Source organism: Desulfosporosinus acidiphilus SJ4 (assembly GCF_000255115.2).
GTDB lineage: Bacteria > Bacillota > Desulfitobacteriia > Desulfitobacteriales > Desulfitobacteriaceae > Desulfosporosinus > Desulfosporosinus acidiphilus.
This window is the reverse complement of record NC_018068.1, coordinates 1140581-1153553: the sequence shown is the minus strand read 5'-3', so window position 1 is coordinate 1153553 and position 12973 is coordinate 1140581. Positions and strand designations below refer to the sequence as shown.

Sequence of the window (12973 nt, the reverse complement as noted above, 5' to 3'; positions counted from 1 at the left end):
TTATACTGAGAATAAGGGCGCAAAACAATTCGATTGTTCTGTGCCCTTAAACTTAATTTGCGAATCGATTATCCGTCAAGACAGCTGCAATTCTGCTGTAAGCTGTAACTTATGAATTTCATCCGCTTCCTGATTTTGTTTTCCTTCCGCAGTCAACAAGATTCTTTCTATTTCTTTGGTCTTGCTGACCCAAAGATTACACTGAATATTGGGCTCTTGCATCGTAAAAAATTCTTTCAGCAAAAAATGATGTTGCTGATGCTCAGGCATTCTTCGCTGACTCATTTTTTCTTGGATGGCCTTTTTCATTTCTTCAGGTATTTCCTTCAGATTTAGAGAAAGTTTAACCGATTGATCTTCTTGTTCTTCCATCTTGATTTGATTAATAACATTGAGAACAAAGGCTAACTTTGCTAACTTTCCGCGAATCCCTATGTTTCTCAGATTCTCATGACCTTCAATACCACATTCGCCATGGTGATAAAAATGGTGATGATGTTTCATAAAGCCGTGATGCATATGCCTACGGCAACCCGGGAGAGTAAACTCAGTTTGGCTTTCATGTTTAATCTTCTTGCCGTCATAATCCAGTTCCGAGCTAATTTTCACTTTAGTCTCTCCGCTAGTTAAGTTTTTTACAAACTCATTTTGGAAACCGATAATTTTTGATTGATCTTTTGTCCCTTCGACTTTTAATGTCCCGCTAATGACCTCCTTATCTTTCATAGTATTGATTACATCATACAAAAGTTTAACTCCACTCATCATAATGACCTCCTTGTTTAATAACTACAGTGGTCATTATAATGGGTGGCTCTAAATTCTCCTTTAAGCAATTATAAAAATTTTATAAAAACCATAAAAAAGTTTTCTTATGTAAAGATCCGAATCAACAGTTCCGCAATAAGATTTGCAAACTTCATTATATAGAAATGGCAATCCCTCCCGCCATCCCGATAGTCTCCAGTGGGGTGTATCACACTTGTTTGATTCAGAGACTCTTGGTCAATCCCACTGTAGGAGTATGAGACCATCTATTTTCATCATTCGTGGTGCCGTTTTAGGCGACACAGGAGGCAGATAGCACAAAAAGGCAAACTTCCATAAAATTGTGAAGTTTGCCTTTCTTTATTTGCCCGCATGAAATAGTTTACTGAACATCCCATTTCAGAATATCTTTATCCCCTTGATAACGAGGAATGACATGAAGATGCAGATGAAAAACCGTCTGACCAGCTACAGTCCCTACATTCGCAACTACGTTGTAACCATCTGGATGATATTCCTCATCAAGCATACCCTTTACCTGCTTTAATAGTTCCCCTATGGCTGCCATTTCCTCCGGCTTAGCTTCAAAGATATTAGTCACATGGCGCTTTGAAATAATTAAAGCATGACCTTTACTCACCGGATTCCGATCGTAAATAGCTCGAAAGAGATCGTTTTCAGCAAATGTGGCTTCCTGAGGCAGTCCACAGAATACGCAATCCCCCATAACCTTCTTCCTTTCTTTATATTGGTCGGGCCTTGTTGGCTTTGATGATTACAGATTTAACCATTAAACTTTGTTCCGTACTTATTGATGTCGACCTTAGCAAAATCGAGATCTTTCTCCGAATATGGAGATTTGGACTCCGCCGGATATCCAAGAGCCATAATCGACGCAACGTTCAATGTCTCAGGAATTGCTAATATCTTCCTCACATATTCCTCTGCTGTCTCATTTTCCGTATGCTGCCGATTCCTAATTTGGATCCAACATGATCCTAACCCCAAAGATTCTGCAGTTAGATGAAGAATTGTGCCGGCAATAGAAGCATCTTCCACCCAGACATCACTTACCCCAGGATCAGCCAAGATCACCATGGCCAATGCTGCACTCTTTAAATGCCCGGCCCCCTTTTTGGAAGACGATAAAAGTGATAATATCTCAGGGTCGTCCACAACTAAAAACCGGCAAGGCTTTAACCCATGGGACGACGGGCTTAGCAAAGCCGCCTTTAGTAGGATTTGAACTGTTCCCGGATTAATCTTCGTTGCTGTATATTTTCTAATGCTTCGCCGCTTATATAATAAATCTAACAACCTTATCCCTCCTTTCTCATTAAAATAATTCAATAAACTTTACTTAAAGAATACCCTTAAAAAGGGCATAAAATCAAATAATAATACGCAGAAAAGAAACTTCTCACCGGCACAAGGGGTAAGAAGTTTACTTACCTCCGATTGGGCAGTAGGATTCCAGCTCATTTTCCTCCATTAGTTTACTCTTAATTTGCGATTGTACGGAAAACTCAAACACACAGGAATATATCCTTTTTACGAACTCGGGCGAGAGCTGCAACTCTTCTGCCAAAGGAACTAAACGTTGCAAAATGTCTCTTTCTCTGGCCGTGTCCTTGACTCGATCTAATCGCTTTTTATTGCCAATTTTTTTGGCAATTTCCATACGATCAGACAAACGCTTCACAATTGTATGATCAATTTGATCAATTTCTGAGCGCAAAGCTTCCAAAGTTTCCTCTGTTTTTCCTCTTACAAAGATTCTCCCCACTGATTGAGCGACTTGCTCCAATTCTTGAGCTACAGTCATCATTTGTTCCGGTGTCAGAGACTGAGGTCCGTCACTCAAGGCTTCCTCAGGATTGGGATGCATTTCGATGAGTAAACCATCAGCCCCGGCAGCCACGGCCGCCTTAGACAGAGAAGAGATTAGATCACGTCTTCCTGCTGCATGACTTGGATCGACAATGACCGGCAGATGAGACAGTTCTTTAGCAACTCCTACTGCACTCAAATCTAACGTATTTCGAGTACTGGGTTCAAACGTCCGGATTCCCCGCTCACACAAAATAACTTGAGGATTCCCCGCCGCCATAATATATTCCGCGGCTAACAACCACTCTTCGATTGTCGCTGACAACCCACGTTTGAGAATAACCGGTTTATTCACCTTTCCTGCTAACTTGAGCAGTTCAAAATTTTGCATGTTGCGGGCTCCTATTTGCAGCAAATCAACTCTATCGACGACTAAATCCAAACTCTTGGCATCAATCACTTCGGTAACACACAGAAGCCCTTCTTCTCTTGCAGCCTCTGCCAAATAGTTAACCCCTTCAAGCCCCAACCCTTGAAAACTATAGGGAGATGTGCGTGGCTTAAATACTCCTCCGCGCAAAATTTTACCTCCTGAACGTTTTACCGAGGCAGCAGCCTTTCGCATTTGGATACTTGACTCTACAGCACACGGCCCGCCAATAAGGATGATTTCTTTCCCCCCTATAGTTGCTTCGCCAATTTCAATCATACTTTTTGGAGACTTACCCCCGGCTAATTTTAAGTCTTTCATAAACTATTCCCCCTTCAATTGATATAAAAAAGTCCACGGCTCATCCCACCAGGGACGAAAGCCGTGGACTTCCGCGTTACCACCCAATTTGACCAAATCTGGTCCTCTCTAAAAAGGTACTGTCTTCAAACTCGTCTTTGTTGAGCTATGGAAGATAACAAAACCAAAAAGTTCCTCATCCCTGACGGGACGAGAAACTTTATCTCGTGTTACCACCCAACTTTTAGCCTTACTGGCCACTCCACAAGGTACGGGAATGATATCCGATACCCCCTTCCAATTAACGGGGAAGAACCGTCCAAGCCTACTTTTTCGTTCAGCCGGAAGCTCGGGAGGGAACTTCAGCTACTACCACACATAGAAGAGTTTTCAGTCATGACTCTTCCTCCCTGAAAGGTACTATATAGCCTACTTTTCTCCGTCTTTGCTTTTAAAGTAAGATTAAATTAATAGTATTATAACAGAAGGAGGGAATTTGTCAACTATATATATTAGAAACAGCCTATTATATCTTTATCCTCAATTGTAAAAGTTATTTCCACCCCTACCACACTTAGAAGTGGAAGTTAGGCTTGCAAATCTTCTTATCGTTCCTTTCCTTAACCATCTTAACTGCCCCACAACCTCTAAAATGTTCTACGTGTCAAGGACGAAGCCGCAAAGCGGTGCGAAGCATCAAATATCGTACTTTTAAACCCTTGAATAGCATTATCACTGATAGGAAAAAATATAGAAATCATAAAGGATATTTTAAGGATATCTTAAGGTTCCTCATTTATGGTTATAGTATATGTAAATCCCTTTCACAGATATTAGATACAGTTATTGGAAAGGAGTTTTTATAAATGCGTTTTTCGCTAGGTTTATTAGATTCACTCTTTGGAGAAAAAATAGTACTTCAAGGCCCTGATGAAAAAGGAAATATTGTTAAATGCAAGGTTTCAAAAAAATGGCTTGAACGAGCACAGGTAGGAAGCAATTCACTATCTCCATTATCCCAGGATTCTCAAAATGACGATAAGTACTCAGCGTCGATGATTTAGAATGATTTATTTTCTGTATGAGCCATCTCCTTAAATACTTCGCTGAAAATCCCTCGAAAAGCAACCGGAAGAGGAATTTCGCGAAAATTTTCCGAAGTAACCCAACACCTGTCACACTCGACCAGGTGTTCTTTTTGTTCGTCTGCCGTATAAGTATTGGCATCGTCTTTAACCATATTTAAATTGGACTCAAAAGCGCCTTTCTGAGTCCCGGGATAATTCCCAACATCCAAACATACCCATAGAATCTTCCAGCGCCGATGGCTGAAATTGTACCATATAGGACCCTGCAAAGGGACAACTTGGGCCAACTGCTTCTGAACAACTCCGTCATAGGATCGGTCGGCAACTGCTTCTTGAAACAATCGAAACCAATCCGCCTGCGAAAAGGTTGAAAAATCATCTTCGCGGCTGTCTTCCGGCAAAATTTCCACACCGGGTAGTTCCCAGAGACTTGCCAGTAAACCATCTGCCGGTCGTTTTTGCAAATAGATTTCATTTCTTTGCCGTAGGACAAACGTTAATCGAGTCACCTCTTGACGTTGTGATTTGATCCTTTTTACAGGATAAAGAAGAACGTTTCCTTGCTTTTTACCGCGGCAGACTTCAAGCAAAGGGCATTCAAGACAATTAGGCTTCTGGGGAGTACATATTATAGCTCCCAATTCCATTAAAGCTTGGTTAAAATCACCCGGATCAAAGACTGACTGCCAAGCAGCTATGCGTTGATCAAAGTAACGGTAACTTTTAATAGACTCAATAGGCTCTACCCAGGCCAAGAGACGGGACATGACTCTCAACACGTTGCCGTCAATTGCCGAAACCTTCTCTTTAAAAGCAATACTGGCGATAGCTCCGGCAGTGTACTTTCCAATGCCCGGTACTTTGAGAAGTTGATCATAATTGCCGGGCATTTTGCCTGCCCTTTGGGCGAGAAGATATTGTGCCCCCTCCCACATTCGTCGGGCTCTTACATAATAACCCAGACCTCTCCATTCGGTTAATACCTCTTCAATGCTTGACTCACCCAGTTTTTTTATGTTAGGAAAGCGTTGGAGAAATCGTTCATAGTATGGAATTACCGTTTTTACCTGAGTTTGCTGCAGCATTACTTCAGACACCCAGATTGTATAAGGATCCTTCGTCTTTCGCCAAGGCAAATCTCTTTTTTTCACTTGATACCAAGACAACAACAGATCAGCTATGTCAGAGTTTGTTGAATCGTCTTGAATCATCTTTTTTTGAGCTCCCATACCTTTATCTCCTATTTATTAATCAGGATCAAACCGCAGATACACATAAGTGCTCCAAAAATTTGATAAAACGTAAAACCTTCATTAAAAAACAATATCCCGATAGGAATAAGCATTACAGCCAGAATAATGTTAGCAACCAACGAACCGACCCCAATATTCCAGCCTACTCGGTAAGCCATTAAGTAACCCACCTCAAGTCCTACAATTGCCAATCCCAAGACAAAGCTCGTCCAATTCAACTTGGCAAAAGAATGTAAAAAGCTTTTGTCAGTTTTATATAAAAAGCCCGCTAAAACAGTTAATACAGCCGCAGTCGTATAGGTTATCAGCAGAGCAGAGAAAGGATTGACATCTTGAGGAGTCGTCTTTTGACAGATATTATAAGCAATATTTGATATGACAATAAGAACTATAGGAAACACATATTCCAGCATATTCAAACCCCATTCGCACTTAATTGTTCGGGTCTTTTTTTGCCAATCACTCTCTTAAACTTAAGATATAATGATTTCAGGCCATTTCAGATGTTAATATAGTCATCACGTTAGTGAACTGTCTCTGTCCAAAATTTTCCAACTGATTCTCGAACAGCCTTAGTATTAGTCATGTAATGAATGTTCTTCCATTCAGGGGGAAGCAATTTTTTGTACTTCCATTGAGCGAAGCGTTCATCAATCAGTAAAACAATGCCCCTATCGTTCTCTGTTCGGATGACTCGTCCCACTGCCTGCAAAACCTTGTTAATTCCCGGGTACATGTAGGCAAATTCAAACCCTTCATGACTTACTTTTTCGTAATAAGCACGTATTATCTCTCGTTCAAATCCAATCTGAGGCAAGCCCACTCCAACAATAATAGCCCCTGAGAGGCGATCACCTAATAAATCAATTCCTTCGCCAAAGATGCCGCCCATTAAAGCGAAACCTACTAATGTTTGCTCAGGATGCTTCATAAAATCCGCCAAGAAATTCTCCCGTTCCTCTTCAAGCATGCCTAAAGTTTGCTGAATAACCTTAACTGAAGGATTTTGCACTCGAAACCTGAGAATAACTTCCTGCAAATATTCGTAAGAAGGGAAGAAAACGAGATAGTTCCCTACTTTAGGCTGAATAACGGCGGCGATTGTTTCGGCAATCTGCTCATAGCTCAAAGCTCGTTGCTTATATTTAGTAGGAATGCTTTTGTGAATCATAACATGTAAGTTTCCTGCGGGAAAGGGGGAAGATAATCTTAATTTAAACGACGTCTCTTCTCCGCCCAAAACATTCATAAAATAATCCATAGGACTTAAGGTTGCAGAAAACAGTATTGATGCTTTCCCTTTCTCAAACGCTTCTCTAAGCCGGATAGCAGGGTCGAGACAAAACAGTTTGACCCTAAATTCTTCCCGAAATTGCAGACAGGTCACATAACGTGTATCATAACTTTCCGCTGTTCTAAGAAACGTTAAGGTCTGAAAGTAAAGATCTAAAAGCTGTTCCTGCCAAGGATACGTTTCCGCTTTTGATTTTAAAAAAACTTCAACTTCTTTAACAAATTGTCTCAAAACCTTAATAAGGCTGCCGGGAAGCCCTTTTTCAACAAATTCTCCCTGGGAATTTGCAGCCAGACAACGGTTTTTTTCTTTGCCTAAGGCAGTATTGACCCGGTTCAAACTCTTAGACAGTCTTGGATTATCCCTTTTGGCGAGTCGTTTAAGCTTGAGCCAATCTTCCTTCACTAATTCGGCCGAAAACATCTCACGAGCACGGTCCACTAAATTGTGGGCTTCATCGACCAAAAAAGTATATTCCCCTCCGTCCAGAAAAAATCGTTTTAAATAGACACGAGGGTCAAATACATAGTTATAATCTCCAATAACCACATCTGCCCAAAGAGCCATTTCCAGTGAAAATTCGAAAGGACAAATTGAATGTTTACGGGCATGATCTTCAAGAACCTGGCGAGTCCATGATTCTTCATTAAACATATCCTCAACAGCGCCTCGGAGGCGGTCATAATAACCTTTGGCATAGGAACATTCTTCCGGCAAACAGGAAACCTCCGGCAAAAAACATACTTTTCTTTTAGCAGTTAGGGTCAGCCGCTTAATTTTTAACCCTTTGTTTTGTAAATCAGACAAAGCCCTTTCCGCAACGGTACGAGTGATGGTTTTAGCCGTGAGGTAAAAAATTTGCACAGTTAACCCTTCGGACATAGCCTTCAGGGCAGGAAATAGAGTACCCATGGTCTTGCCGATGCCTGTGGGAGCTTGAGCAAAAAGCATCTCGCCGTGCTTTATCGTCTGGTAGACGCCGACAGCCAAATCCCTTTGCCCCACCCGATAAGCCTCAAAGGGAAAATTTAGGTTATGAATACTTTCATCGCGGACAATAAGCCACTCTTGAACCCGACAAGCCCAGGCCAAATATCGTTCCCCTAAATTAAAGAAGAACTCCGCTAGTTCTTCTAAAGTAAACCATTTATTAAATTTTCTCGTTTCAGCGGTGTCAAGTTGATAATATGTGAGCTGAACTTCCATGTTTTCCAAGCTTTCCATAACTGCATACATAAAGGCATAACACTGGGCTTGGGCCCAGTGCATACCGCTTATGGATTCTTCAAGTAAGGATAAATCCATGGACGTCGTTTTTATCTCATCGACACAAACTCCGGATTCCGTTTTAAATATCCCATCCGCTCGTCCTTTAACTTCCAGGCAAATTTCTTCATCAAGTCCACTTATATACTGATTCTCCCTTGGGACATAAAGATAAGAGAGTGTTACTTCAGGCAGATAGTTCAGACCGCTATGTTTTTGAATGTACTGATGGGCTTTTATACCATCTTGAGTGCGAGCAGCCCCCAGCGAGGCTGGCTGCAAGTCACCCCTTTTTAGTACGAATTCCACTAAATCTCGCACGGATACTTTTACAATCTTCAATTTTACAATCCTTCCAATAAGTTAACATTACTAAAACCGCAAAACTTCTATCAGCCTTAGGCCTGGCCCGTCGCTGCCCCATAAGATTCGACGTAACTTTTGGCGAATCCTTCATATCAATAAGTTCCGGTACCTGTGACCTCGATATATTTCATTAACGGAAAGTGAACTCGTTCAGCTAAAGCCGAACATCGGGGCTTCAATGACGAAAGGTCCTGTGGACAGTTTCGCCGAAAGCACCTAGCCAATAACAAATGCTATCACGCCGAAGGATGGACTCTACCCCACCGAAGCATGGGATGGGGACCACTCCCACATAAAGTGGGAGTCTTACGATTGGACAAATTCAGGTATCTGTAACCTCAGAGACCTCAGTATATTCCAATCAACGGACAAACATATCTCTTAAAGACATTATACTTTATATTTGCCCTGTTATTTAATGTTTGGCTCAAACTTTTCTCTATTTTCATTCTTATTTTCTTTCTCATTTTTCTTTTATTTCTCGTAAGATCTTCACCATTTCTTAACAACTTGTTCATCTTTTACGCAGATATAAAACGCAGGGGGGAGTATAATTGATAGCCGAAGGCATTTAGGGAAATAAGAAATGAGATGATAATTTTGAGACTATCGTTTTTGGATCGCACCCGTGGTTTAATTATGCTCACCATGGCCTTAGATCACGCTTTATATTTTTGGAGTAGTGGACGAGTAAATAATGAAGGATTGCCCCTCCTAATTAATGGGATTGTAACCTTTAATCCCATAGGAAGTACTACCCTTCTTGGCTTGCTCGTCATGTTTTTTTCCAGCCTCTGTGCTCCCGGATTTCTTTTTATTGCCGGGTATGTTTTAGCCCTGTCCGTTAAGAAACGTGAGGCTCTGGGAGCTGCAAATTGGGATATTAATACGTATTTGCTGAAACGGGGACTCCTACTTATATTTTTACAAATTTTTATTGCCTCTCCTGCTTTCAACCTTCCTCTGTTTCTTCAGTCCCGGTCATTTTTTTCTGTGGTTACCACCGGAACCTTTTTCTCCTTAAGTGTGCTGTCCACCATTGGTCTAGGCTTTATTGCCCTCATCTTGGGGCGTAAAATTTCACCTTGGAAGCTATTGGGGATATCTGGGTTGCTCTATTTTATCAGCCAGTTCTTTTTACCGGCTATCACAAAAGTCTTTCCTTTCCAGCAATCCTTCATAAAAGCTTTGCAGACTATTTTGGTTTTACCCGTCCCCTTCTCATCAACCTTACTCGTGAACAACAACTTTCCCTTGATCCCTTGGCTTCTGCCTATGGCTCTGGGCTGGCTGTACGGACACACCTATGTTGAAAAACACGGGCCATCCTATGAGGCAAATAGGTTTGCCGTCTCCGGATTATGCAGTTTATCACTTTTCTTTATCTTACGTTTTCTCGGAGTGGGAGATTATCTGGTTCCTGACGGCACTTTGCAAGGTTTCTTCGGACTTTCCAAATACCCCCCAAGTATTGACTTTTTTCTTCTTTACCTCGGAGTGGTATTCTTGTTATGCTATATCTTTTTCAAAGTCTCTCAAACTTCGAAGTTGGGAAATATATTGGAGAAATTTGGTCAATCCCCGCTTTTCTTTTACAACGCCCACCTTTGGCTTTACGCCGCGATACCTGCAATTACAGGGCATTTCAATAGTCTCTCTCTTTTACTGGGAGTTGGGATTTGGCTCATGGGGATATTAATCCTTTATCCTCTTTCTAGTGGCTACCAGACTTGGAGAATTTATCTTAAAACCCATTTTTTCACCCCAAAACTGCTTCCTCAATTAGAGCCAAGCTACTCTGGAAAAGTTAACAATTCCATTATAAAGTTTGAGAAAGGCAGATAAATACCAATGAGTTCTTCCGTAATTCTAAAAACATTACACTGGCCGAAAGGGTCAAAAACAACTCTCTTACGTCTGTGCTTAGTGGCGATAATCCTCTACGTTCTAATAGCTCCCGATCGGCCTGCCCACTATTCCTACCTCCTTTTAGTGGGAGCTTTCTGGAATATTGAGCCTGATCGTTTAACTGTATCTTGGCAGAGCTTCTTGAAAATTGGTATTCCTTTAGTTATTTTTCCTATTCTAATGTGGCAATATTTCCCTCCCGTTTGGAATGACATTGTCTATTGGCAATTAGGAACTCGTGTCCATCTTTTGGACTTAGATGCTTTGTTTAAATCTATTCCCGGAAATAACGGCTGGATGTTTCGAGTCATTAAAACTCCTTGGTTGACAGCCTACTTCCGTTGGATTTATGCCAATGGCTTTACGCTCCCGGTATTAATCCCGATTTTTCGCTCCTTTTGGGCCAAAGACTCCTTGAAAATGATTCGCTACAGCTTGTCCGCCCACATCTTGCAATTTCTTTTAATTTTCCCTTTCTACTTAACGATTCATGTTAACGAAGTTTGGTATGTCTTAGGACAACCGGATGGTATGGCGCGCAACCTTTCCCCGGCCCAAGCGGCCGTTGTTGTCGTAAATTGTTTTCCTTCCATGCATACTTCAATTTCTTTTGCCATGCTTCTCTTAGCCTGGAGAGAAAAAGACAAACTTTTTCGTTGGGTTTGGACAATTTTTTGCCTTTCGATAATCTATTCAACTCTTTACCTAGAAATACATTGGGTTACTGATGTCATCGGCGGCCTTCTTTTGGCACTCGTCACTGTCAAATTGGGCGATTGGTTAATTCATAGGATCGCCCTTCGCGAGGAAAATAAACCTCTTAATTCAAAATCCTTGCGGGATTTGAAATTGACCCAGTGAACTCGTTCGGCTAAAGCTGAACATCGTGGCCACGGTGACGAAAGTGTCCTATGGACAGTTTCGCCGAAAGCGCCGAGCCAATAACAAATGCTATCGCGCTGAAGGATGGACTCTACCCGCACTGAAGCAGAGAACGGGACCCCTCCCATTTAGAGAAGTGGGAGTCTCACGATTGGATAAAGAAAACTTAGCTGGCGCCAGCATAAAGAAAGGTGGCGGCTCATTATGCATGAAAAGCTCCTAATCGTCGCATCCTTTTATAGATAAGCTTAACGGCGAAAGGAGAAAAACTATGAGTGAACTCATGGGGCATCATAACCAGCGGCGAGAAACTCTCAAGCAAATTATTCGCGACATTCATCAAAATAAAAATCCTCAGGAATTGAAAGAAAGATTTCGTGAGCTCTTATCCGATGTCGGGGCAACAGAAATCGCCGCTTTGGAGCAGGAACTTATTCAAGAAGGTTTGCCGGAAAAGGAAATCCAAAGTCTTTGTGATGTTCATGTTTCCGTATTCCAGGATAGTCTTGACCAACAGCCCAAATCACAAGAGCAAGGCGGGCACCCCATTCAGACATTTCGCAAAGAAAATCAGGCCATTGAAAGCTTAATTAAGGAGCTGCGTCCCCTTCTGGAACAGCTTCTCGATTCCGCTCAATCAGCTATTCCAGGTAAAATTCTCAATGAATGGCAAGCCCTCCACCGGCAATTGATTGAAATAGAAAAGCATTACAGCCGCAAAGAGAATATTCTCTTTGCTTACTTGGAAAAGCACGGAGTAAGCGGTCCCCCCAAAGTGATGTGGGGGATACATGATGAAATCAGAGCCCAACTAAAGCAGATTTCTCAAGAACTTTCGCACCCGACCTCCGAAACCCATGTTTTTCAAGAAATGATTCAAACTACGGCTTTACCGGTACTAAAAGCTATTGAAGATATGATTTACAAAGAGGAAAATATCTTATTCCCAATGAGCATGGAAACCTTAACTGAAGCAGAATGGGCGGCAGTGGCCGAACAGAGCGGTGAGATCGGATATGCGTTAGTTCAGCCTGATCATGGATGGATTCCATCCGTTCCTCCCGAACCACCGGTTGATCAAAAGGCCTTTTCCCAGACTCAATCACCAAGCAGTCTGCCTCATCAACTTCTTCCTTTTTCAACCGGCGCTCTTTCCTTAGAACAAATAAGTCTTATCTTTAATCACCTGCCGGTGGATATAACCTTTGTGGATGAATTCGATATCGTTCGCTATTTCTCTTTTGGTAAAGAACGTATCTTTCAGCGCAGTAAGGCAATTATCGGCCGTAATGTCAAAGACTGCCACCCTCCTGACAGCGTTCATATTGTTAACAAGATCGTTCAAGACTTTAAAAGCGGGCAGCGTGATACAGCTGATTTCTGGCTACATATGGACAATCAGTATGTTTATATCCAATATTTCGCGTTACGGGATGAAAACGGGACGTACCGAGGTACAATTGAGGTCACCCAAGATATTCAAAAATATCAGAGCCTCCGAGGAGAAAAACGAATTTACTCCGAAGAATAGCCCAACCTAAACACAACTGCATGCGCTCATACTTTGAATATTATTTAACTCCTGAAC

Annotated in this window: 11 protein-coding genes and 1 other annotated feature; of the genes, 4 read left to right on the top strand and 7 right to left on the bottom strand. The window is 41.7% G+C overall.

The features are described from left to right. Positions 1 to 75: 75 nt before the first annotated feature. From DESACI_RS05265 to DESACI_RS05250, 4 genes are all read right to left on the bottom strand, one after another. Positions 76 to 768, bottom strand: coding sequence for a hypothetical protein (locus tag DESACI_RS05265; protein WP_014826134.1), 693 nt, complete (start codon positions 766 to 768; stop codon positions 76 to 78). Between the two features lie 382 nt (positions 769 to 1150). Continuing rightward, positions 1151 to 1495, bottom strand: a complete 345-nt coding sequence (locus DESACI_RS05260; protein WP_014826133.1) for an HIT family protein — start codon at positions 1493 to 1495, stop codon at positions 1151 to 1153. 56 nt (positions 1496 to 1551) lie between these two features. Then, complete coding sequence (locus DESACI_RS05255) at positions 1552 to 2085, bottom strand: nitroreductase family protein (protein WP_014826132.1); 534 nt, start codon at positions 2083 to 2085, stop codon at positions 1552 to 1554. A 127-nt stretch (positions 2086 to 2212) separates the two neighbouring features. Next, positions 2213 to 3349, bottom strand: coding sequence for a bifunctional 3-deoxy-7-phosphoheptulonate synthase/chorismate mutase (locus DESACI_RS05250; RefSeq protein WP_014826131.1), 1137 nt, complete (start codon positions 3347 to 3349; stop codon positions 2213 to 2215). A 182-nt stretch (positions 3350 to 3531) separates the two neighbouring features. After that, positions 3532 to 3783, bottom strand: a binding site (T-box leader). Between the two features lie 411 nt (positions 3784 to 4194). Here DESACI_RS05250 and DESACI_RS05245 point away from each other — a divergent pair. After that, the gene (locus tag DESACI_RS05245) at positions 4195 to 4392 is read left to right on the top strand and encodes a hypothetical protein (RefSeq protein ID WP_014826130.1); all 198 of its coding nucleotides are present in this window, start codon (positions 4195 to 4197) and stop codon (positions 4390 to 4392) included. On the opposite strand, the gene mutY is transcribed toward DESACI_RS05245, so the two are convergent. The 3 genes from mutY to DESACI_RS05230 form a co-directional block, all read right to left on the bottom strand. Beyond that, entirely contained in the window at positions 4389 to 5645 is a 1257-nt protein-coding gene (gene mutY, locus DESACI_RS05240) for an A/G-specific adenine glycosylase (RefSeq protein ID WP_014826129.1), read from the bottom strand. The genes DESACI_RS05245 and mutY overlap by 4 nt on opposite strands. 11 nt (positions 5646 to 5656) lie before the next feature. After that, complete coding sequence (locus DESACI_RS05235) at positions 5657 to 6082, bottom strand: EamA family transporter (RefSeq protein WP_014826128.1); 426 nt, start codon at positions 6080 to 6082, stop codon at positions 5657 to 5659. 110 nt (positions 6083 to 6192) lie between these two features. Then, the gene (locus DESACI_RS05230; protein WP_014826127.1) at positions 6193 to 8571 is read right to left on the bottom strand and encodes an ATP-dependent DNA helicase; all 2379 of its coding nucleotides are present in this window, start codon (positions 8569 to 8571) and stop codon (positions 6193 to 6195) included. Between the two features lie 639 nt (positions 8572 to 9210). Here DESACI_RS05230 and DESACI_RS05225 point away from each other — a divergent pair. The 3 genes from DESACI_RS05225 (at position 9211) to DESACI_RS05215 (ending at position 12916) form a co-directional block, all read left to right on the top strand. After that, on the top strand, positions 9211 to 10440 hold the full coding sequence (locus DESACI_RS05225; RefSeq protein ID WP_242833125.1) for a heparan-alpha-glucosaminide N-acetyltransferase domain-containing protein: 1230 nt from the start codon (positions 9211 to 9213) through the stop codon (positions 10438 to 10440). A gap of 6 nt (positions 10441 to 10446) precedes the next feature. Then, entirely contained in the window at positions 10447 to 11364 is a 918-nt protein-coding gene (locus DESACI_RS05220) for a phosphatase PAP2 family protein (RefSeq protein ID WP_014826125.1), read from the top strand. A 292-nt stretch (positions 11365 to 11656) separates the two neighbouring features. Continuing rightward, positions 11657 to 12916: a DUF438 domain-containing protein gene (locus tag DESACI_RS05215; protein WP_014826124.1), complete on the top strand. Its 1260-nt coding sequence runs from the start codon at positions 11657 to 11659 to the stop codon at positions 12914 to 12916. Positions 12917 to 12973 lie beyond the last annotated feature (57 nt).